Raw genomic sequence first — 20,740 nt, forward strand, 5'->3', positions numbered from 1 at the left:
GTCGACGGGATGGTGGAGCGGCCTTGGCGACGATCCCCGGTCCGGGGGAGGGAGTGTCGATCGACCATAAGCGATACGGGTACCTTCTCCCGATCGCCCCTCATGCCGCCTCGGATAGCTGCCGGACCGGCGCGGCCTCTTCGCGCACCGGCATCGGCACCGCGCCGCTGGTCGCCGCCGCCAGCGCCGGCGCGGTCACCCGGCCGGAGCGTTCCAGCTTGCCCCAGGTGACGCGCGGGCCGGTGATTGCGGCCAGGCAGGCGCGCACCACCACCCAGTACATGAGCTGGCGATAGCCGAAGCGCTGCGCCAGCAGGCGGAGCGCCGGGAAGCGCGCCTCGCGCGGGTCGAGGCGGAAGGCCGCCCAGCCGCAGGCCAGGTCGACGGCGGTGAACAGCGCCCAGAACAGCGCCATCCACCGCACGTCGCCGCCCGCCTCGGCCCAGCCGTGATTGACGATGCGGAACGCGGTGCCGGCGACGCTGGCGAGGAGCGCCAGATCGATCAGCGGTGCGAGCAGCGTGAAGCCGACCTGGAAGATCCAGGCCTGGGGCAGGCCGATCCGCGCCAGCCCGCGCGCGTGATGCTCGCGGAACAGGCCGCGATGCTTCCACAGCGCCTGGAGCGTGCCGTACGCCCAGCGATGCCGCTGGCGATAGAGCGCGCGCGCCGTCTCCGGCGCCTCGGTCCAGGCGATCGCGTCGATGTCGCAGGCGACGCGCCAGCCGGCGCGCTGGACGCTGATCGTCAGGTCCTGGTCCTCGGCCAGCGTATCCTCGGGATAACCGCCGACCGAGTCGAGCGCGGTGCGCCGCCAGGCGCCGACCGCGCCCGGCACCACGGTGATCGCACCGAGCCGGTCGAGCGCGCGCCGCTCCAGATTCTGCGCGGTGACATATTCCACCGCCTGCCAGCGGGTGATCAGGTTCACCGCATTGCCGATCTTGGCATTGCCCGCCACCGCGCCGATGCCCGGATCGGCGAACCAGCGCGCCAACCGCGCGATCGTCTGCGGCTCGAACTGGGTATCGGCATCGAGCGCGATGACGATCGCGCCCTTTGCCAGCTTCAGCCCCTCGTTCAGCGCCCGCGCCTTGCCGCCATTTTCCAGCGTCAGCAGTTCGACGCGGGGATCGAGCGCGAAGGCCCGGTCGATCACGGCGGAGGTGCCGTCGGTCGAGCCGTCGTCGATCACGATCACCTCGACGCGGATGTCCTCGCTGGCCAGGATGCGGCGCACCGACGCCTCGATCACCCGCGCCTCGTTGAAGGCGGGGATCAGGACCGAGACGAAGCGCGGCACCAGATGCGGCCGGACGTCGGGCATGGCGGGCCGGCGGGCGAGCGCCAGCGCGGTCAGCCCGATCGAGCGCGCCATGCCCAGGCCGATGGCGAGCGCGAAGAGCAGGCCGAAGCCGCTGCGCATCCCCGCCAGCCCATGGAACAGGCCGCGATTGACCAGCGCCAGCGCACCCTGCCCGCCCGCGACCGGCGGCATCACGTCGTGCGCGCGCAGATGCGCCAGCCGCGACACGGGCACGATCGCATAGCCCCGCGCGCGCAGGCCGCGGACGATGCCGGGCAGCGCGCGGATCGTCGCCTCGCGGTTGCCGCCCGAATCGTGGAGCAGCACGATCTGCGCCGGTCGCGCGGCGCTGCCCGCCGCGACCTGGTCGAGGGTGCGGCGGACGATCTGGTCGGCGTCGGGCAGGCTCCAGTCGAGCGGATCGACATGCAGCCCGACCGAGACATAGCCCAGCTCCGCGGCCGCCTGGATCGGCGCGATCTCGGCCGCGGTGTCGGGATCGGCGTCGCCGAGATAGGGCGCGCGGAACAGGCGCAGCGAGCGGCCGGTATAGGCTTCCACCAGCCGCTGGGTGGCGAGCAGCTCCAGCCGCATCGCCGCCACCGGCAGACCGGTCAGGTCGGGATGGGTCGTGCTGTGGTTGCCCAGCTCATGCCCCTCCGCGACGATGCGCCGGAGCAGGTCGGGTTCGCCCAGCGCGTTGGTGCCGGTGACGAAGAAGGTGGCCGGCGCGCGCAGGCGGTGCAGCACGTCCAGGATGCGCGGCGTCCAGCGCGGGTCGGGCCCGTCGTCGAAGGTCAGCGCGACCATGCGCGGCTCGGCCCCGACATGGCGGACGATGGCGGGGCTCGGCAGGCTGGTCCAGGTGGCGGCGCGGATCAGCCCGTCATCATCCTCGACCAGCGCGCGCGCGCCGTCGCTGGCGGGACGGTCGAGGCGCAGGATCTCGCCCTGTCCCCGCGATTCGACCGCGACGGCGGGCGGCACGGTGGCGGCGGCGAGCCCGGCTGGGCGGGCCAGCGCGGTCCAGAAGCCGGGGTCCTCGCTGCCCAGCCGCCACAGCGCGATGCCGGTCGCGCCGGTGCGGGCGACGGCCTTCATCTCGTTGGCGGCGCTGGCGGCATCGAGCATCCAGACCTGATGGTCGACGCCCCCGGCGCGGTAGGCGAAGCTGCTGTTGCCGCTGGCCCGGTCGAAGCGCGGAGTGACGCCGGCGGCGCGCGCGCGCGCCCAGGCCTCCGCCACGGTCAGGATCTCGGCCGAACCCGCTCCGGCGCCCGCGCGCGGCCAGTCATAGGCATAATTGCCCAGCGCCACGATCGCCTTGCCTGGCCCCATCGCGCGCACCGCCGCCGCGACGGTCTGCGCGAACCAGGGCTGCGCGGCGATCGGCCCCGGCTCGCCGCCCGGCCAATGCTGGTCATAGGCCATGATGAACATCCGGTCGGCGACCTTGGCATAGGCCGCCAGGTCCCAGGCCGGGTCCGCGACCGGCACCGCCAGCGTCACCAGCCAGCCGCGCGGTGCGAAGCGGCGGCGCGCCTCGCCCAGGAAGCGCCGGTAGTCGGCCTGCGCGGTCTCGGGCAGGTTCTCCAGGTCGAACACGACGCCGCGTCCACGCTCGGCGCGGATCATCCGCTCGACCGAATCGAGCAGCGCGGCGCGCGCAGCGGGGTCGGCAAGCAGCGTGGCGGTGCCCCGCCCGTCCCACTCGCCCGACTCCATCGCGTTCTGCACCATCGGCAGCACGCCCGGCCGGTCGTTGGCGCGCGCCAGCACGTCGTTCAGATGCGCGTCGGTCTCATAGGTGAAGCGGTGGCCGGGCCCGGTGACGTTGGCGAGGCCGGGCACCACCCAGTCGAGCGCGCCGACATGCGCGTCGAGCGCCGCGCGCGAGGCGGCGTCCCAACCCATGTAGAAGCCGACGACCTCGGGCGCGCGGGGCGTGGCGACGCCCGGCCCGGTGGGCAGCCAGGCCGCTGCCTGCGCTGGCGCGGGGGTGACGGGCGCGGCCAGTCCCACCGGCGCGCCGCCATCCCCGGCGAAGCGCAGCGGCGCGAGCGCCGGCGTGCGGGTCAGCGACACGATCAGCGCCGCCGCCACGACCAGCGCGAGCGCCGCCGCCACCGCGGTCAGGCGGATCGTCCAGCGCCGACGAGCGCCGCTGGGATCGTGAAATATCTGCCGTCCGTGCGCCACCTGATCGAATCCCCGGATTGAACCGCGGTGGCGCTAGCCGATCAGGTGCGAAGATATGGTTACCGTAGCGGATACCATAAGGTTGGCGTGGCGGCGCGGTTCATCTGGGGCCGCCGCCCGCGAGGGCCCTCCACCACGCCGTGCAGGCTCAGCTTCCAGTGACGGATGCTATTCGCGGCACCTGCCGTCGCCCCTGCGAAGGCCGGCATCCAGTTGGGGGACGATCACACGTCATCGGAAACCTTACCCAATTGGACCCCGGCGTTCGCCGGGGTGGACGCTAATGGAAGTGGACTGTCGATTTTTGAAAGGTTCCGCCTCCGCCGGATGCGCGCGGTCTCAGGCGACTTCCGCCGGTCCACGACAATCCCCTTGCAAGGTGGAATCGCCGCGCCAGGCCGATCACGCCGCCATGCGCAGTTCGAGCCGATCCCAAATCTCCACCAACGCCCGGGTCAGGTCGCGCATCATCGCCTCGTCATGCGCCGGGCCGGGGGTGAAGCGCAGCCGCTCGGTGCCGCGCGGGACTGTGGGATAGTTGATCGGCTGCACGTATACGCCATATTCGGCGAGCAGGATGTCGCTGATCTTCTTGGCCTTGACCGGGTCGCCGACCATCACCGGCACAATATGCGTGTCGCCCGGCATCACCGGCAGGCCGGCGTCGCGCAGCATCGCCTTGAGCGCCGCGGCGGCGGCCTGCTGCCCCTCGCGCTCGGCGGTCGAGCTCTTCAGGTGGCGGACGCTGGCCAGCACGCCCGCGACCAGCACCGGCGACAGCGAGGTGGTGAAGATGAACCCCGGCGCATAAGAACGGATCACGTCGATGATCGTGCGGTCCGCGGCGATGTAGCCGCCCATCACGCCGAACGCCTTGCCCAGCGTCCCCTCGATGATCGTCAGCCGGTCCGCCACCGCGTCGCGTTCGGAGATGCCGCCGCCGCGCGCGCCGTACATGCCGACCGCATGGACCTCGTCCAGATAGGTCAGCGCATTGTAGCGGTCCGCCAGGTCGCAGATGCCGGCGATCGGGGCGATGTCGCCCTCCATCGAATAGACGCTCTCGAACGCGATCAGCTTGGGCGCGGCGGGGTCCGCCTCGGCCAGCAGCTCCTCCAGATGCGCGAGGTCGTTGTGGCGGAACACGCGCTTCTCGCAACCGGCATTGCGGATGCCGGCGATCATCGAGGCGTGGTTCAGCTCGTCGGAGAAGATGATGCAGCCCGGCAGGATCTTCGCCATCGTCGCCAGCGTCGCCTCGTTGGAGACATAGCCCGAGGTGAAGAGCAGCGCCGCTTCCTTGCCGTGCAGGTCCGCGAGCTCCGCTTCCAGATCGACATGATAATGGGTGTTGCCGCCGATGTTGCGCGTGCCGCCGGATCCGGCGCCGACATCGTGCAGCGCCTCCTCCATCGCCGCGATCACCTTGGGGTGCTGGCCCATCGCCAGATAGTCGTTGGAGCACCAAACGGTGATCGGCTTGGGTCCGTTATGCCCGGCGAAGCAGCGCGCATTGGGGAACGCCCCCTTGTTGCGCAGGATGTCGATGAAGACGCGGTAGCGCCCCTCGGCATGGAGGCGGTCAATCGCCTGATGGAAGACCCGGGCGTAATCGACGCGCGTCTCTGTACCGATGCTGTCCATGATCCGGGATGTAATCCTCGCGATCCCGTGGGGAAAGAGGATAAAGCCGGTGACCGTGATCGGATCGGGTGGACAAATTGTCTCACCCGATCCGCATCCTCAAACCGCCGGATAGCGCAGCCGGCCGATGAAGCGTGACAGGCTGGGGCGATGTTCGGTGCGCTTGAGCGCCGCCGCCTTGGCCTTCTCGAAACGCATCAGCCCGTCGATCCGACGCTGGAGGAAGGCGCGCGTCTCCGTCTGGTCCTCGCTGTCGTCGTCGAGCAGGATCGTCGTCGTCGCGGTGTAGATGGCAAGCAGCAGCGAGCGCTTGGTGTAGTGGTTGTAGTCAGTGGCGGTGTCGCCGGCCAGCCGCCACATCCGGTCGACCGAACGCCAGCCCAGGCGCGCCGCGGTCGCGACATTCTGCGGCATCGCCAGGATCGCGCGGGCGCGGCGCAGCGATTCGCGGTCGGGCGCGAGCAGGCGCAGCCGGTGCTCGACCAGCGCGGTGATCCGCTGGCGGATCTTCATCGTCGCCAGCGTCTCCGCCGGCAGGGCGGCGGCCATCGCCCGGTCGATCGAGTCAAACCAGGCGTCGATCATCGCCACCGCGCCGCCGGCGAAGGCGAGCTTCGCGACATCGGCATCGATCCCGTGCGCCTCCGCCGCCATCAACAGCGCCGGCTCGCCCCAGCCGTCAAACGCGGCATTGGATGCGATCGCCGGAGCCAGTGCCTGGCGGATTTCATCGAGCGTCATGTCCTCAGTCATCGTCCGTCCTTCAACCCTGAACATGCGCGTCCGCGGCGGTGGGCGCAACCGCCGGCCGCCGCGCGACCAGCACCAGCGCCGCCGCCACCAACGCCGCACCGACCAGGTCGGGTGCGCCCAGCCGCTCGCCATAGACGATCCAGCCGATCGCGCCCGCCACCATCGGCTGGATCAGGAGGGCGATGCCGATCACCAGCGGCGACAGCCGGCCCAGCGCATAGATCATGCAGCCCTGGCCCAGCACCTGGCTGACCAAGGCAAGTCCGACCAGCGGCGTCCAATGCTGCGGCATCACCCGCTCGTCGAGCAGCAGCGCGAAACCCAGCAGCGGCAGGATGCTGGCGAGCGTCGACAGCGCCAGCGACGACAGCGGCGCCATCACGCGACGCGCCTGCGTCATCAGGATGAAATAGGCGGTATAGAGGACGCCGGCGAGCAGGCAGAGCAGGTCGCCCGCCAGGTTGCGCGCGTCGAGGTCATAGGAACGGCCCATCAACAGCCCGCCGCCCGCCAGCGCCAGCAGCAGCGCGGCCGCCTGGCCCCGCGCCGGCCAGCGCCGCGCGACCAGGAAGCCGTAGAGCGGGAAGATCAGCACCGCGCAATTGCCGAACAGCGTCGCGTTGGCCAGCGTCGTGCGCAGGATGCCGAGATGCCAGCTTCCCAGATCGGCGGCGAAGGCGATCCCGGCCAAAGCCAGCGTGATCCACAGCCCCGGGCCCAGCCGTCGCGGCCGCGCGCCCCCGGCCAGCGCCATCACGCAGAGCAAGGGGGCGGCCAGCGTGATCCGCCAGAAGGCCGACGCCACCGGCCCGGTATCGGCGACGCGCACGAACCAGGGGCCGAAGGCGAGCGCGATATTGGCGACCGCCACGCATAATAGGGCCAGCGGTTCCGTGGCTTGCGGCGGATGTGACCTTGATGCGGGTTCAGAATTTCTTGGGGCGTCGGCGTCGTGCATGCGGTCCTCTAGCCCCCTATCTTGTCCGCGTCAGGTCCGTCCGGACCATTCGCGACGCATGTTCCGTCAGGAGTCCCTATGCCCAATCTGTTCGATCCCATCGATCTCGGTGCGATCCACGCCCCCAATCGCCTGTTGATGGCGCCGCTGACCCGTGGTCGCGCCAGTCGCGACGGCGTGCCGGTCGCGATGATGGCGGACTATTACGCGCAGCGCGCCAGCGCCGGCCTGATCATCTCGGAAGCCACCGGGATCAGCCGCACCGGCCTGGGCTGGCCCTATGCGCCGGGCCTGTGGTCGGACGAACAGGTCGAGGCGTGGAAGCCGGTGACCGACGCGGTCCACCGTGCGGGCGGGCGCATCGTCGCGCAGCTCTGGCACACCGGGCGCCAGGGCCACAGCTCGGTCTATGGCGCGCAGCCCGTCTCCAGCTCGGCGACGCGGACCGAGGGGCAGGCCCACACCTTCGACGGCAAGCAGGACTTCGAGGTCGCCCGGCCGCTGGCGCTGGAGGAGATTCCCGGCATCATCGAGGATTACGCCACCGCGACCCGCAACGCGCTCGCCGCCGGTTTCGACGGCGTGCAGATCCATGCCGCCAATGGCTATCTGATCGACCAGTTCCTGCGCGACAACGCCAATTTCCGCGACGATCGTTACGGGGGCAGCCCGGAGAACCGCATCCGCCTGCTCCGCGAGGTCACCGAGCGCGTCGCGGCGGTGGCGGGCGAGGGCCGTGTCTCGGTGCGTCTGTCGCCCAATGGCGATAGCCAGGGCGTGGACGACAGCGACCCGGCCGCCGTCTTCCTGCCGGCAGTGAAGGCGCTGGACGCGATCGGCATCGGCTTCCTGGAGCTGCGCGAGCCCGGCCCCGACGGCACCTTCGGCCGCACCGACGTGCCGCCGCTCAGCCCGCAGATCCGCGACGTCTTCTCGCGTCCGCTGGTGCTGAACAGCGACTACGACACGCGCGACGCGGCGCAGGCCAAGCTGGACGAGGGCGTCGCCGACGCGATCAGCTTCGGCCGCACCTTCCTGGCCAATCCCGACCTGCCGGAGCGGCTGCGCACCGGCGCGCCGCTCAACGAGAGCAATCCGAAGACCTGGTACAGCCGGGGGCCGGAGGGCTATATTGACTATCCGGCGCTGGAGACGGCGGAGGCCTGATCGAGAAGGACGATCGTCATTCCGTTCAGGCGATGACGATCGTCCGATCGCTGCCCGGCACCGAAACGGGTTCGCCGAAAGGGATGGTGATGACGCGGCGGTAATCGCCCCGCATCGGCTCGGCATGGACGTGCATCACCGCCATTGGAGCCTCGACCTCCGATAAACCGGCACTCCGACCGTGGCATAGGCGATCCGCTTTATTTTCAAGCCGCGCAGCCGCGTCGTCTCCGCGATCTCGACCACGAGCCACACGTGGTCCGGCCGCGCCAGTCGGGTGTCCGGCGCCGGCCCGGTCAGCAGCGCCGCGTCGCAGGACAGGATCACGTCGTCGGCCAACTCTAATCCGACTTCGCCCATCACCCATATGCCAGTGGATGCGAAGATCGCCCATAGCTGACCCACGACCCTCGCCTGTCGCCCTGCATGGGCGGTCGGGGGCTGTCGGGGGCGGTCGGGGGCGGATCGGTCCGTTACAACTCTCCCCCGACCAGCTCGACCGTCATCCCTTCGAAGGCGCTGGCCTCCGCCATTCGCAGGAACTCCGTCGCGGTGAATCGCGCCTCGAACCACCCCGAGGTCGCCAGCCTGGTCATGCCTGCCCTATACCACGCCCATCGCGATGGTCAGCAGCCCCAGACCCAGCGACAGCGGCACGCGCAAGGCCATCCACCCCTCCGGCGCATCGCCCGTCGTCGCCAGGCGCCGGTCGACCGGTAGCGTCAGCAGGATCGCCGCCCCCAGGAGCACCAGCGGCCAGCGCAGGTCGAGCAGCATCAGCCCCAGGCCCAGCAGCCCGAACGCGACCAGCGACGGCACCACCGCCGCGATCAGCAGCGGCGCCTGCGTCGCCGCTGCCCGCCGCACCGCGAAGCCCCACCACATCCCGCCCAGGAAGCTGAAGATCAGCCCGGCATAGGCGAAAGCGAGCATCCGCCAGCCGTCATCCGGCCGGACCAGCTCCAGCCCGAGCAGCGCCAGCGGCGGCAACAGGCCGGAAAACCCCAGCAACCGGGCGGCGGGCGAGACGATCGATGGCGCTTCTGACCTCATACCCTCGACAACGCGCCCGTCGCGACCACGGGTCCGGTCGGCAGGCTGGTCGGCGACCCGCCCGGCGGCTCGATCGAAATGGCGAGCGTCGCGCCAGCCACGAGCCGCGCCCGGTCGGCGGGGGCCAGCACCAGCTCCAGCCCGTCCGGCCCGAGCAGCCCGAGCGGATGCGGCGTCGCGTCGCCGCCGATCACCCAGAGCTGCGCGACCCGGCCGCGCGGCGTCGCCGGCTGGCTGGCGACGCGCAGCCGCCCGGCCGCGCCGTCATAGGCGGCGGCGATCGGCGTCCTGCCGTCGCCCAGCATTGCGATCAGCGTCGGGCCTGCGGCCGGTGCCGAGGGAGCGGCCGTCGCGCTAGCCACGGGGGTCGGCGACGGGGCGGCCGGCTCCGGCGCGGGCCGCAGCAGCAGGATGACGAGCAGGCACGCCGCCAGCGCGCTCGACGCGATCGCGATCAGCGGCCAGGGCGCGGCGCGGCGGGTGCGGACATGACCGGGCCCACCCAGGCTGGCGTCGATCCGCTCGATCAGCTCCTCGGGCGGCTCCACCTCGGGCCACAGGTCGAACAGTTGCGCGAAATAGAGCCGCCACCGCTCCACCTCGGCGGCGAAGGCCGGTTCGGCCAGCACCCGGCGCAGCGCCGCCGCGCGCTCCTCGCCGTCCAGCACGCCCAGCGCCAGTTCGGCGGCCTGGAGGTCGGGGTCATCCGTCACGGTCCAGGCACTCCTTCAGCCGGGCGAGGCCACGGCGGATCCAGCTCTTGACGGTGCCGAGCGGCACGGCGGCGCGCTCGGCGACCTCGGCATAGGTCAGCCCGTCGAAAAAAGCGGTGCGGATCGCGGCGCGCGACCGGTCCTCCAGCTCGCCCAGGCAATCGACCAGCCGGTGCCGCTCGCCATCGGCGACCAGCATCGCCTCGGCATCGGGCGCGCTGTCGGGGATGTCGGGCGCCTCGGCGATCGGGCGGGTCTGGCGGCTGGCCTGCGCGCGCCGCCAGTCGATCGCACGGTTGCGCGCGACGGTCGCCAGCCAGGTGATCGGGCTGGCCCGCCCCGGCTCCCACGCGCCCGCCCGGCGCCAGATCGTGAGGTAGACATCGTGCAACACATCCTCCGCCGCGCTCCGGTCGCCGCAGATACGCAGGCAGATGCCGAAAAGCTTCGCGGAGGTCAGGCGATAGACCTCGCGGAACGCGGCGCGATCCTCGCTGCCGGTGGCGATCAGCATCGCGGCGAGATGCGCGCGGGCGTCGGGGGAAGCGGTACGGACCATCAAGTCCTGACGATAGCCGCAACATTTCACGCGGCAAGGGGTGTGGTCATCCGGACGGTATCCGGCTATGGGCGCGCCCATCCCTTCGTCTTGCCGCCAGGAAGCGCCCATGCGCATCGCCATCGCCGCCGATCATGCCGCCGTCGCCCTCAAGTCGGTGCTGGCCGCCTGGCTCGCGGAGACCGGGCATGAGGTGATCGACCTTGGCACCCATGGCGACGGCCGCGTCGACTATCCCGATTATGGCTACGCATTGGCACAGGCGATCGCCGAGGGCCGGGCCGAGCGCGCCGTCGCGCTGTGCGGATCGGGCATCGGCATCTCGATCGCCGCCAACCGCCATCCGGCCTGCCGCTGCGCGCTCGTGTCCGAGCCGCTGTCGGCAACGCTCGCCCGCCAGCATAACGATGCCAACGCCATCGCCATGGGCGCGCGCCTGACCGGCGAGGACATGGCCAAGGCCTGCGTCACCGCCTTCCTGGCCGCCGATTTCGAGGGCGGTCGCCACCAACACCGGGTCGAGAAGCTGGGCGCCGCCCCCTTCGCCGCCCCCTCTGCACAGGATCACGCCGCATGAGCAGCCAGCCGATCGATACCTTGAGCGCCCAGCCCGAGGGCTTCTTCACCCGCGACCTGGCGGACGCCGACGCCGCGGTTTTCGCCGGCATCGCGCAGGAGCTGGAGCGCGAGCAGACCCAGATCGAGCTGATCGCCTCGGAGAACATCGTCTCGCGCGCGGTGCTGGGAGCGCAGGGCTCGGTCTTCACCAACAAATATGCGGAAGGCTATCCGGGCAAGCGCTACTATCAGGGCTGCGCTCCCTCCGACGTGGTCGAGCAGCTCGCCATCGACCGCGCCAAGCAGATCTTCGGCTGCGGCTTCGCCAACGTCCAGCCGCATTCGGGCGCGCAGGCGAACGGCGCGGTGATGCTGGCGCTGGTCAAGCCGGGCGACACGATCCTGGGCATGAGCCTGGACGCCGGGGGCCATCTGACCCACGGCGCGCGCGCCGCGATGTCGGGCAAGTGGTTCAACGCCGTGCAATATGGTGTCGATCCGGTCACCCACCTGATCGATTACGACCAGGTCGAGGCGCTGGCGGTCGAGCATCAGCCGAAGCTGATCATCGCGGGCGGCTCGGCCTATCCGCGCGTCATCGACTTCGCCCGCTTCCGCGCGATCGCGGACAAGGTGGGCGCCTATTTCATGGTCGACATGGCGCATTTCGCCGGCATCGTCGCCGCCGGGCTGCACCCGACCCCGTTCGGCCATGCGCATGTCGTCACCACCACCACGCACAAGACGCTGCGCGGCCCCCGGGGCGGCATGATCATGACCGATGACGAGGGGCTGGCGAAGAAGATCAACTCTGCGGTGTTCCCGGGTCTCCAGGGTGGCCCGCTGATGCATGTCGTCGCCGCCAAGGCGGTGGCGTTCGGCGAGGCGCTGCGCCCCGACTACAAGACCTATATCGCCGCCGTGGTGGAGAACGCCAAGGTGCTGGCCGCGACCCTGAAGGAACGCGGCGCCGACGTGATCGCCGGCGGCACCGACACGCATCTGGCGCTCATCGACCTGCGTCCGCTCGGCATCACCGGTCGCGACGCGGACGAGGCGCTGGAGCGCGCCGGCATCACCTGCAACAAGAACGGCATCCCCAACGATCCGCTGCCCCCGGTCAAGACCAGCGGCATCCGCGTCGGCTCGCCGGCCGGCACCACGCGCGGCTTCGGCCCGGCCGAGTTCCGCGAGATCGGCCATATGGTCGCCGACGTGCTCGACGGCCTGGCCCGGAAGGGCGAGCATGGGGACCCCGAGGTCGAGGCGGACGTTCGGACCCGCGTGCGCGCCCTGTGCGCACGCTTCCCCATCTATCAAGGATAAGCGCATGTCGAAGATCGACGAAGTCCAGAGCGAGATCAAAGCTACCCCCGGCCTGGGCAAGAAGATGGCCAAATATGGCGCGATCGGCGCCGTGGTGGCGATCCCGATCCCCTTTGTCGGTCCCGTGTTCGGCGCCTTGGCCGGCGCCGCCATTGCCTATGCCAAGCGCCGGGACTGACGCCGGCCGATGCGCTGCCCCTTTTGCGGCCATGACGACAGCCAGGTGAAGGACAGCCGCCCCACCGAAGATGGGGCGGCGATCCGCCGCCGGCGGCAGTGCGAGGGCTGCGCGGCGCGCTTCACCACCTTTGAGCGCATCCAGCTCCGCGAACTCACCGTGCTGAAGAGCGAGGACCGGCGCGAGCCGTTCGACCGCGAGAAGCTGATGCGCTCGGTCGCGATCGCCGCACGCAAGCGGCCGATCGAACCGGCGCGGATCGAGAAGCTGGTCACCGGCATCCAGCGCCGGCTGGAGACGCTGGGCGATACCGACGTCACTTCCGCCCGGATCGGCGAGATGGTGATGGAAGGGCTGAAGGGCCTGGACTCGGTCGCCTATATCCGCTTCGCCAGCGTCTATCGCGACTTCAGCGAAGCCAAGGATTTCGAGGCGTTCGCGGGCCAGGTCGAGGAGGCCGGGCAGGTCGGCGACGCCATCCGGGGGTGAACGCCGGCGGCGGGACGCTCACCGGATCAGCCGTCTTCCCCCTGACGAGGCTTCATCCCGGCGAAGGCGGGGTTTGCAGCCGTCGATCGTTCGCTCCCATGAGCGTCGGCCCGCGAAGATCGGCCGTGGAGATCGTGCGCTTCGCGGCGACCAGCGCCATCCGCCCAGCGAGCCCGGACACAATCAGAAGCGGAAGGCAGTGCCCACATAGACCGCCTGGCTGTCGCGGCGGTCATCGGTGCGGGTCAGGCGCTCGCGGTCGGAGCGATAGCGCAGCCCGGCGGTGACATCGAGATTATGCGTAAGCGAATAGGAGCCGCCCAGGTCGACCGAATAGCTGGGCAGCTCGGCGATCGCCTTCGGGGTGCCGTCGGTCGGGCGATCGGCGGCGGCCTTGACCCGGCCGGACCAGCGATTGCCGGTATAGCTGACCGCGACATCCGCGCCCTCGCGCCCGCCGGGCAGGCCCTGCAGGTCGACGCGGGTCACGTCGCCCGCCAGCGCGAACCGCTTCCAGCCCACCGCCGCGCCCAGATTATAGGCGATCGGGGCCAAGCCGACGACCGTCGAGTTGCTGGCCAGATCGGTCCGGCCGGTGTCGGCGGCGCGGATCGAGCGCGCCCGCACCGCCACCGTGACCGCGCGCGTATCGCGGCGCGTATCGGCGGGGGTGAAGTGGAAGCCGTTGGGATCGAAGCCGCCGCGCGCCAGCAGCGCCGCGAGCCGCGGATCGCCGGAGGCCGGGGTGAAGCCGCCGACGCTGCGCAACGCCGAGCGCTTGACCGGCTTGGCCGCCGTCCGTTCGGAGGCCCCGAATGCGGGGGCGACGACGGCGCCGAGAGCGACCAGCGCCCCCGCAGCGATCCCGACGATAACGCGCCCCACCCTCATGTAATTCCCTAAATCGACCCGTGACGAACTATCGCCCGGCAACTCTATGTAGCATGGTTCGATCCGCCGCCGCCAGCTTGTCGGACCAATTTCATACCGCCTGTTGCATCCATCCCACAGCTCGTCGCGAAGCCGTTGCGACCGTGACGGATTTGGAGCGTGATTCGGGCGTGCCTTGCTAGCCATGGCGGCCGGCGGTACAGGCCGGAGGGCACGCCCTTCCTGCGCAGGATTCATCGTATATGTTCCGCCGTACCGCCCTGTTGATCGCGGCCACCGCCGCGCTGTCGCTCACCGCCTGCGGCGGCCGCAAGAGCGGGTTGCCGAGCGGCGACCTGGCCGCGAGCAAGGTCACGACGATCGGCGTCAATTCCTATCTGTGGCGCGCCGCGCTCGACACGCTGAGCTTCATGCCGCTGGTCCAGACCGACTCGAACGGCGGCGTCATCGTCACCGACTGGTACGTCAACCCGCAGCTGCCGACCGAGCGGATGAAGGTGACGGTCACCATCCTCGACCAGGACCTGCGCGCCGATGCGGTGCGCGTCGCGGCGCTGCGCCAGGTCAACCAGGGCGGCCAATGGGTCGCCGCCCCTGTCCAGGCCGCGACCACGCAGAAGCTGGAGGACCTGATCCTGACCCGCGCCCGCGACCTGCGCCGCGCCTCGATCGCGGGCTGAAGGCGGACCCCATGACCAATTCGCGGTTCAACGCGCTGAAGGCCGACGCCCACTGGCAGCGCGTCTGGGACGAGCGGCAGAGCTTCGCCGCCGATGGCCGCTCGACCAAGCCGCGCGCCTATGTGCTGGAGATGTTCCCCTATCCCTCGGGGAAGATCCATATGGGCCATGTCCGCAACTATACGATGGGCGACGTGCTGGCGCGCTATCGGCGGATGACCGGCCACGAGGTGCTTCACCCGATGGGCTGGGACGCGTTCGGCATGCCGGCCGAGAATGCCGCGATGGAGAAGGGCGTCCATCCGGGCAGCTGGACCCGCGCCAACATCGCGACGATGAAGGCGCAGCTCAAGCGGCTGGGCTTCGCGCTCGACTGGAGCCGCGAGCTCGCCACCTGCGAGCCGGACTATTACGGTCACGAACAGGCGCTGTTCCTCGACCTGTTCGCCGCCGGCCTCGTCTATCGCAAGGAATCGACCGTCAACTGGGACCCGGTCGACATGACCGTGCTGGCCAATGAGCAGGTGATCGACGGGCGCGGCTGGCGCTCGGGCGCGCTGGTCGAGAAGCGCAAGCTCAACCAGTGGTTCCTGAAGATCACCGACTTCGCCGACGAACTGCTGGAGGGGCTGGAGAGCCTGGACCAGTGGCCTGACAAGGTGAAGCTGATGCAGGAGAACTGGATCGGCCGCAGCCAGGGCCTGCAGTTCCAGTTCGCCCTGTCCGACGGCGGGTCGGTGGAGGTGTTCACCACCCGCCCCGACACGATCTTCGGCGCCAGCTTCGTCGCGGTGGCGGCGGACCATCCGATCGCCCAAAGCCTGGCGGCCCGATCCGAGGACGCGGCCGCCTTCGTCGCGCGTTGCAAGCAGGGCGGCACCACCGCCGCCGAGCTGGAGACGCAGGAGAAGCTGGGCTTCGACACCGGCCTGACCGCGCGGCATCCGCTCGACCCGGACTGGCGCCTGCCCGTCTACATCGCCAATTTCGTGCTGATGGAATATGGCACGGGCGCGGTGTTCGGCGTGCCCGCGCACGACCAGCGCGACATGGATTTCGCGCGGAAGTACGCCCTGCCGGTCCAGCGCGTCGTCGCCGATGGCGAGGAGACCGCCCCCGACTTCGCGGGCGACACCGCCTTCACCGGGGCGGGCACGATCGTCAATTCGCGGTTCCTGGACGGGCTGGCGATCGAAGAGGCCAAGCGCCAGGTGATCGCGCGCGCCGAGGCGGAGGGTTGGGGGCAGGGTTCGACCGTCTATCGCCTGCGCGACTGGGGCGTCAGCCGCCAGCGCTATTGGGGCACGCCGATCCCGATCATCCATTGCGACGCCTGCGGCGCGGTGCCGGTGCCCAAGGAGCAGCTGCCGGTCGTGCTCCCCGACGACGTGTCCTTCGCCATTCCCGGCAATCCGCTGGACCGGCATCCGACATGGAAGGACGTCGCCTGCCCGACCTGCGGTGCTGCCGCGCGGCGGGAAACCGACACGCTCGACACCTTTGTCGATTCGTCCTGGTATTTCATCCGCTTCGCCAGCCAGCCGAAGGATCGCCCGTTTGATCCGGCCGAGGCGGCGCAGTGGCTGCCGGTGGGCCAGTATATCGGCGGCGTCGAGCATGCGATCCTGCACCTGCTCTATGCCCGCTTCTGGACGCGCGCCCTGAAGCATATCGGCCAGCTCGCCATCGCCGAACCGTTCGCCGGGCTGTTCACGCAAGGCATGGTCACGCACGAGACCTACAAATCGTCGGACAATCGCTGGCTCGCGCCCGAGGATGTCCGCGACGGCATCGAGATCGCCACGGGCGAGCCGATCACCGTCGGCCGCATCGAGAAGATGTCGAAGTCGAAGAAGAACACGATCGATCCCGAGCCGATCGTCGACCAGTATGGGGCCGACGCGGTCCGCTGGTTCATGCTCTCCGACTCGCCGCCCGAGCGCGACCTGGAGTGGAGCGAGAACGGCATCGAGGGCGCGTGGCGCTTCGTCCAGCGGCTGTGGCGGCTGGTCGGTCAGGCCGAGGCGGCCGCCGAGGGGGACGATCTGGCGCTGCGCAAGCTGGTCCACCGCACCACGGCGGGCGTCGCCGAGGCGATCGAGGGGTTGCAGTTCAACAAGGCGGTGGCGCTGCTCTACACGCTGGCCGGCGCGATCGAGAAGGCGCCCCCCTCCGCCGACCGGCGCGACGCGATCGCGACCATGGTCCGCCTGTCCGCGCCGATGGTGCCGCATCTGGCCGAGGAGGCCTGGGCGGCGAGCGGGCAGGACGGACTGATCGCCGATGCCGCCTGGCCGGTGGTCGACCCGGCGATGCTGGTGGACGACGAGGTGACGATCGCGGTGCAGGTCAACGGCAAGCTGCGCGACACCCTGGTCTTCGCCAAGGGCGCCGCGCGCGAGGATGTCGAGGCGGCGGCGCTGGCCAGCGACAAGATCGTCCGCATCCTGGAAGGCAAGGCCCCGCGCAAGGTGATCGTGGTGCCCGACCGCCTGGTGAACATCGTCGCATGATCCGCCCCATCGCCCTCTCCGCCCTGGCATTGGGCCTGACGCCGCTGCTCGGCGGCTGCGGTCTGCACCCGCTCTATGCCGGGGGCGCGGGCGGAGCGGTCGCCCGGTCGCTGGCGGAGGTCGAGGTCGCGCCGATCGAGGGCAAGGCGGGCTGGCTGGTCGGCAACGCCCTGCGCGACCAGCTCGGCGCGACCGGCACGCCGCGCTATCGGCTGACGGTGCGGCTGGACGACCAGATCAGCGGCCTGGGCGTGCGCGGCGACGATTCGATCACGCGCGAGCGGCGGGTGCTGCGCGCGCGCTATCAACTGACCGACCTGGCGGACAACCGGACGCTGCTCGACGCGACCGCCGGTTCGGATGCGGGGATCGACGTGGTCCAGTCCGAATATGCGACCATCGCGGCGGAGAACACCGCGCTCGAGCGGCTGGCCAAGATCGTCGCGGACGAGATCGTGACCCGCGTCGCGATCACCGCGCGCAACCGCGACCTGGCTGCGCCCGCCGGTGCCGGAGCCGCCCCGCGGTGAAGGCCAATGCCGGCCAGATCCGGCAGGCGCTCCAGTCTCCCCGGCGCGACGTCCGCTTCCACCTGCTGCACGGGCCCGACGAGGCGGGAGCGCAGGCGCTGGCGGCGCTGCTCGGCAAGGCGCTGGGACCGGAGGCGGAGCGGATCGACCTGGACGGCGCGGCGCTGCGCGCCGATCCGGCCCGGCTCGCGGACGAGGCGGCGTCGATGTCGCTGTTCGGGACGCCGCGCTGGGTGCGGATCACCGGCCTGGGCGAGGAAAGCATTGCCGCCGTCACCGCGCTGCTCGACCTGGAGAGCGGCGCCAACCCGGTGGTGGCGATCGCGCCGAGCGTGAAGACCAACGCCAAGATCGTGAAGCTCGCGCTCGACCATCCACGCGCGCTCGCCTTCGGCTGCTATCCCCCGACCGCGCAGGATGCCGAGAAGCTGGCCGCGCAACTGTCGCAGGAACAGGGGATGCGCGTCGCCCCCGGCGTCGCGGCGCGGCTGGTCGAGGCGGCGGGCGGCGACCGGTCGGTGCTGGCGCGCGAGGTGGAGAAGCTGGCGCTCTACCTCGACGCCGCGCCGGACCGGCCCCAGGACCTGACGCTGGAGGCGCTGGACGCCGTCGGCGCCGATCTGGACGAGGGCGAGACCTTCGCGCTGGTCGACACGCTGATCGAGGGGCGGCCGGACCTGCTGGCCAACGAGCTGGCGCGGCTGGGGGAGGCAGGCGGGTCGCCGATCCCCTGGCTGCGGCAGGTGGCGCGCAAGCTCGTCTCGCTCGCCGAGATGCGCGCCGAGATGGCGACGGGCGAGCCGGTGGAGGCGGTCATGAAGCGTCACCGCGTCTTCTTCAAGGAAGAGGCCGCGACCGCGCGCCACCTGCGCCGCTGGACTCCCGCGATGCTCGCCGACGCGCTCGCCCGCGTCCGCCGGGCGGAGCGGGCGGTGATGGCGCCGGGCAATGCCGGGGGCGTGCTGGCGGATGACGCCGCGCTGTCCCTGGCGCGGGCCCTGGCGCGGCGACGATAGGGGCGGATCAAAGCCGACAGGCTTTTGGATTCACGCGGAGGCCTAGAGGCGCAACGATGCCCTGCCCTCGGCAACCGCCGCGCTCCTTCCGTAGCGCCGGGTTTGAGGGAGGATTCAGCTCCACAGGCGATGCGCACTCGGAGTCTGCGCGCCTCCGTGTGGATCATGCTGGGAGCGAGATCCGCTCGCCCTCACCCATAGGCCCGCACGAAGAACACGATCGTGGTCGCCGCCGTCACCAGCAGCGTCCAGCCGCGCACCGCCGGGGCGGGCAGCGCCTTGCCCAGCGACGCGCCCAGCCAGCCCCCGACCAGGCCGCCGGCCAGCATGGGCAGGCACAGCTCCCAACGCACCAGGCCGGTCGCCACGAACACCAGCGCGGCGGCGAGGTTCGCCACCGCCAGCATCAGCGTGCGCGGCGCGAACATCGAGCGCACCGACTCGCCCGCAAGCAGGCCGTAGGTGGCGGTGGTCATGATGCCGACGCCGCCGCCGAAATAGCCGCCATAGGTGCCCAGCACCGCCTGCACGACCATCAGCGTCGACGGACCGATCGTCACCCGGTCGCGCAGCCAGTCGCCGGCCCGGCGGCCGAAGGCTATGGCCAGGAAGGCGACCAGCAGCAGCCACGGCACGATCATGTCGAAGGCGCGGCCCGGCGTCGCGACCAGCAGCACGCTGCCCGCCAGACCGCCCGCAAAGGTGATCGCCGCCAGCACCCGCACCGACACGCCGCCGACCGGGCGAAGCTCGTCGCGGAACGCCCAGGCGCTGGCCCAGGCCCCCGGCATCAGCGCGATGTTGGAGGTGGCGTTGGCGACATTGGCGGGCGCGCCCAGGCCGAGCAGCGCCGGCATGGTGGCGAAGGTGCCGCCCCCCGCCAGCGCGTTCATCGCGCCGCCGGCGAGCCCGGCGGCGGCGGCGAGCGCGATCGCGCCGCCCTCGATCACCCCAACCCGCCCCGGATCAGGCGGCGGCTTGGGCGGCGGCTTCGGCCGCCTCGCGGTCGCGTTCGGCGCGCGACTTCTTCTCGGCCGCCGTCTTCAATTGACCGCAGGCGGCGTCGATGTCGCGGCCGCGCGGGGTGCGGACGGGAGCGGAGATGCCCGCCTCGAAGATGATGTCGGAGAAGCGCCGCACCCGCTCCGGCGTCGACGTGTCATAGGGCGCGCCGGGCCAGGGGTTGAAGGGGATCAGATTGACCTTGGCCGGCAGCCGGTACTTGCGCAGCAGGCGGACCAGCTCGTGCGCTTCTTCATCGGAGTCGTTCTTGTCCTTCAGCATCACATATTCGAAGGTGATGCGCCGGGCATTGTTCGCACCGGGATAGTCGGCGCAGGCCTGGAGCAGTTCCTCGATGCCGTATTTGCGGTTGAGTGGCACGATCTCGTCGCGCACCTCCTTGGTCACCGCATGGAGCGACACCGCCAGGTTGACGCCGATCTCCTCGCCCGCGCGCGCCATCATCGGCACCACGCCCGAGGTCGACAGGGTGATGCGGCGCTTGGACAGAGCGAGGCCGTCGCCGTCCATCACCAGCTTCAGCGCGTCGCGGACATGGTCGAAATTATAGAGCGGCTCGCCCATCCCCATCATCACGATGTTGGTGAGCATCCGCCCCTCGGGCTGGGACGGCCATTCGCCGAGCGCGTCGCGCGCCAGCATCACCTGGCCGACGATCTCGCCCGCGGTCAGGTTGCGGACCAGCCGCATCGTGCCGGTGTGGCAGAAGGTGCAGTTCAGCGTGCAGCCGACCTGGCTCGACACGCACAGCGTGCCGCGATCCGCATCGGGGATGAACACCGCCTCGTAATCCTGCCCGTCGGGCGAGCGGAGCAGCCATTTGCGCGTGCCGTCGGTCGACACCTGCGCCTCGACGACCTCGGGCCGGCCGATCACGAAGCGTTCGGTCAGCCAGGGATGCTGCGCCTTGGCGATGTCGGTCATCTGCGCGAATTCGGTCGCGCCGCGATTGTAGAGCCAGTGGAAGATCTGCTTGGCGCGCAGCTTCGCCTGCTTGGGCTCCAAACCAGCCGATTCGAGCGCGGCCCGGATCTCGTCGCGGGTCAGGCCGATCAGGTCGACCCGGCCGTCACTGCGGGGTGCGGCCGCGCGGGGCACGGGCACGGGATCGACATGCCCCGGAATGGGCATCAGGTTCGCGGCTGTCTGCATCGTCCGCATATAGCCGATCCGTGCGGCTTTTT

The 20,740-nt window shown here is 70.7% G+C and carries 21 protein-coding genes; 9 read left to right on the forward strand and 12 right to left on the reverse strand.

What is annotated here, in order from left to right; translation table 11 throughout:
* Positions 1-100: 100 nt before the first annotated feature.
* The 4 genes from GGQ96_RS11635 to GGQ96_RS11650 form a co-directional block, all read right to left on the reverse strand.
* Positions 101-3,505, reverse strand: coding sequence for a glycosyltransferase (locus GGQ96_RS11635; protein WP_184114765.1), 3,405 nt, complete (start codon positions 3,503-3,505; stop codon positions 101-103).
* 402 nt (positions 3,506-3,907) lie between these two features.
* On the reverse strand, positions 3,908-5,149 hold the full coding sequence (gene hemA, locus GGQ96_RS11640) for a 5-aminolevulinate synthase (RefSeq protein ID WP_184114767.1): 1,242 nt from the start codon (positions 5,147-5,149) through the stop codon (positions 3,908-3,910).
* Positions 5,150-5,248: 99 nt separating this feature from the next.
* A complete protein-coding gene (locus GGQ96_RS11645) occupies positions 5,249-5,902 on the reverse strand; it encodes a COQ9 family protein (RefSeq protein WP_184114770.1) in 654 nt (217 codons plus the stop codon).
* Positions 5,903-5,912: 10 nt separating this feature from the next.
* Positions 5,913-6,860, reverse strand: a complete 948-nt coding sequence (locus GGQ96_RS11650) for a DMT family transporter (protein WP_184114771.1) — start codon at positions 6,858-6,860, stop codon at positions 5,913-5,915.
* A 78-nt stretch (positions 6,861-6,938) separates the two neighbouring features.
* Here GGQ96_RS11650 and GGQ96_RS11655 point away from each other — a divergent pair, with 78 nt between their 5' ends.
* Positions 6,939-8,027, forward strand: coding sequence for an alkene reductase (locus GGQ96_RS11655; protein ID WP_184114772.1), 1,089 nt, complete (start codon positions 6,939-6,941; stop codon positions 8,025-8,027).
* Positions 8,028-8,162: 135 nt separating this feature from the next.
* Here the strand turns inward: GGQ96_RS11655 and GGQ96_RS21450 are convergent, their stop codons facing one another.
* The 5 genes from GGQ96_RS21450 to GGQ96_RS11675 all read right to left on the reverse strand — a co-directional run bounded on the left by GGQ96_RS21450 (position 8,163) and on the right by GGQ96_RS11675 (position 10,352).
* Positions 8,163-8,366, reverse strand: coding sequence for a hypothetical protein (locus tag GGQ96_RS21450; protein WP_343059024.1), 204 nt, complete (start codon positions 8,364-8,366; stop codon positions 8,163-8,165).
* Between the two features lie 134 nt (positions 8,367-8,500).
* A complete protein-coding gene (locus GGQ96_RS21685; RefSeq protein WP_281392658.1) occupies positions 8,501-8,623 on the reverse strand; it encodes a hypothetical protein in 123 nt (40 codons plus the stop codon).
* Positions 8,624-8,630: 7 nt separating this feature from the next.
* Complete coding sequence (locus GGQ96_RS11665; protein ID WP_184114776.1) at positions 8,631-9,080, reverse strand: DUF3429 domain-containing protein; 450 nt, start codon at positions 9,078-9,080, stop codon at positions 8,631-8,633.
* The gene (locus GGQ96_RS11670; protein WP_184114778.1) at positions 9,077-9,793 is read right to left on the reverse strand and encodes an anti-sigma factor domain-containing protein; all 717 of its coding nucleotides are present in this window, start codon (positions 9,791-9,793) and stop codon (positions 9,077-9,079) included. The genes GGQ96_RS11665 and GGQ96_RS11670 overlap by 4 nt, the downstream gene beginning before the upstream one ends.
* Positions 9,783-10,352, reverse strand: a complete 570-nt coding sequence (locus GGQ96_RS11675; RefSeq protein ID WP_184114780.1) for a sigma-70 family RNA polymerase sigma factor — start codon at positions 10,350-10,352, stop codon at positions 9,783-9,785. The genes GGQ96_RS11670 and GGQ96_RS11675 overlap by 11 nt, the downstream gene beginning before the upstream one ends.
* Before the next feature lie 109 nt (positions 10,353-10,461).
* On the opposite strand from GGQ96_RS11675, the gene rpiB reads away from it, so the two are divergent.
* From rpiB to nrdR, 4 genes are read left to right on the forward strand one after another with little or no spacing between them, the layout of a single operon-like run.
* On the forward strand, positions 10,462-10,929 hold the full coding sequence (gene rpiB, locus GGQ96_RS11680) for a ribose 5-phosphate isomerase B (RefSeq protein WP_184114782.1): 468 nt from the start codon (positions 10,462-10,464) through the stop codon (positions 10,927-10,929).
* A complete protein-coding gene (glyA, locus tag GGQ96_RS11685; RefSeq protein ID WP_184114789.1) occupies positions 10,926-12,236 on the forward strand; it encodes a serine hydroxymethyltransferase in 1,311 nt (436 codons plus the stop codon). The genes rpiB and glyA overlap by 4 nt, the downstream gene beginning before the upstream one ends.
* A gap of 4 nt (positions 12,237-12,240) precedes the next feature.
* Positions 12,241-12,414: a hypothetical protein gene (locus GGQ96_RS11690; protein ID WP_184114791.1), complete on the forward strand. Its 174-nt coding sequence runs from the start codon at positions 12,241-12,243 to the stop codon at positions 12,412-12,414.
* Between the two features lie 9 nt (positions 12,415-12,423).
* Positions 12,424-12,903 carry a transcriptional regulator NrdR gene (gene nrdR, locus GGQ96_RS11695; RefSeq protein ID WP_184114793.1) on the forward strand — a complete coding sequence of 160 codons (480 nt, stop codon included), beginning with the start codon at positions 12,424-12,426 and terminating at the stop codon, positions 12,901-12,903.
* Positions 12,904-13,086: 183 nt separating this feature from the next.
* On the opposite strand, the gene GGQ96_RS11700 is transcribed toward nrdR, so the two are convergent.
* Complete coding sequence (locus GGQ96_RS11700) at positions 13,087-13,794, reverse strand: hypothetical protein (RefSeq protein ID WP_184114795.1); 708 nt, start codon at positions 13,792-13,794, stop codon at positions 13,087-13,089.
* A 242-nt stretch (positions 13,795-14,036) separates the two neighbouring features.
* Between GGQ96_RS11700 and GGQ96_RS11705 the strand changes: the two genes are divergently transcribed.
* The 4 genes from GGQ96_RS11705 to holA are packed head-to-tail and all read left to right on the forward strand — an operon-like array spanning position 14,037 to position 18,533.
* The gene (locus GGQ96_RS11705; protein WP_184114797.1) at positions 14,037-14,474 is read left to right on the forward strand and encodes a DUF3576 domain-containing protein; all 438 of its coding nucleotides are present in this window, start codon (positions 14,037-14,039) and stop codon (positions 14,472-14,474) included.
* 11 nt (positions 14,475-14,485) lie between these two features.
* Positions 14,486-16,987 (forward strand): leucine--tRNA ligase, encoded by a 2,502-nt coding sequence (gene leuS, locus GGQ96_RS11710; protein WP_184114806.1) that lies wholly within the window; start codon positions 14,486-14,488, stop codon positions 16,985-16,987.
* On the forward strand, positions 16,984-17,517 hold the full coding sequence (gene lptE, locus GGQ96_RS11715) for an LPS assembly lipoprotein LptE (RefSeq protein WP_184114808.1): 534 nt from the start codon (positions 16,984-16,986) through the stop codon (positions 17,515-17,517). Before leuS ends, lptE begins: the two co-directional genes overlap by 4 nt.
* Complete coding sequence (gene holA / locus GGQ96_RS11720) at positions 17,514-18,533, forward strand: DNA polymerase III subunit delta (RefSeq protein ID WP_184114816.1); 1,020 nt, start codon at positions 17,514-17,516, stop codon at positions 18,531-18,533. Before lptE ends, holA begins: the two co-directional genes overlap by 4 nt.
* A 191-nt stretch (positions 18,534-18,724) precedes the next feature.
* Here holA and GGQ96_RS11725 read toward each other — a convergent pair whose 3' ends face one another.
* Both GGQ96_RS11725 and rlmN read right to left on the reverse strand, forming a co-directional pair.
* Entirely contained in the window at positions 18,725-19,483 is a 759-nt protein-coding gene (locus GGQ96_RS11725) for a sulfite exporter TauE/SafE family protein (protein WP_343059025.1), read from the reverse strand.
* A 16-nt stretch (positions 19,484-19,499) separates the two neighbouring features.
* Positions 19,500-20,708 (reverse strand): dual-specificity RNA methyltransferase RlmN, encoded by a 1,209-nt coding sequence (gene rlmN / locus GGQ96_RS11730; protein WP_184115137.1) that lies wholly within the window; start codon positions 20,706-20,708, stop codon positions 19,500-19,502.
* Positions 20,709-20,740: the final 32 nt, after the last annotated feature.

The organism is Sphingomonas abaci, assembly GCF_014199625.1.
Classification (GTDB): domain Bacteria; phylum Pseudomonadota; class Alphaproteobacteria; order Sphingomonadales; family Sphingomonadaceae; genus Sphingomonas; species Sphingomonas abaci.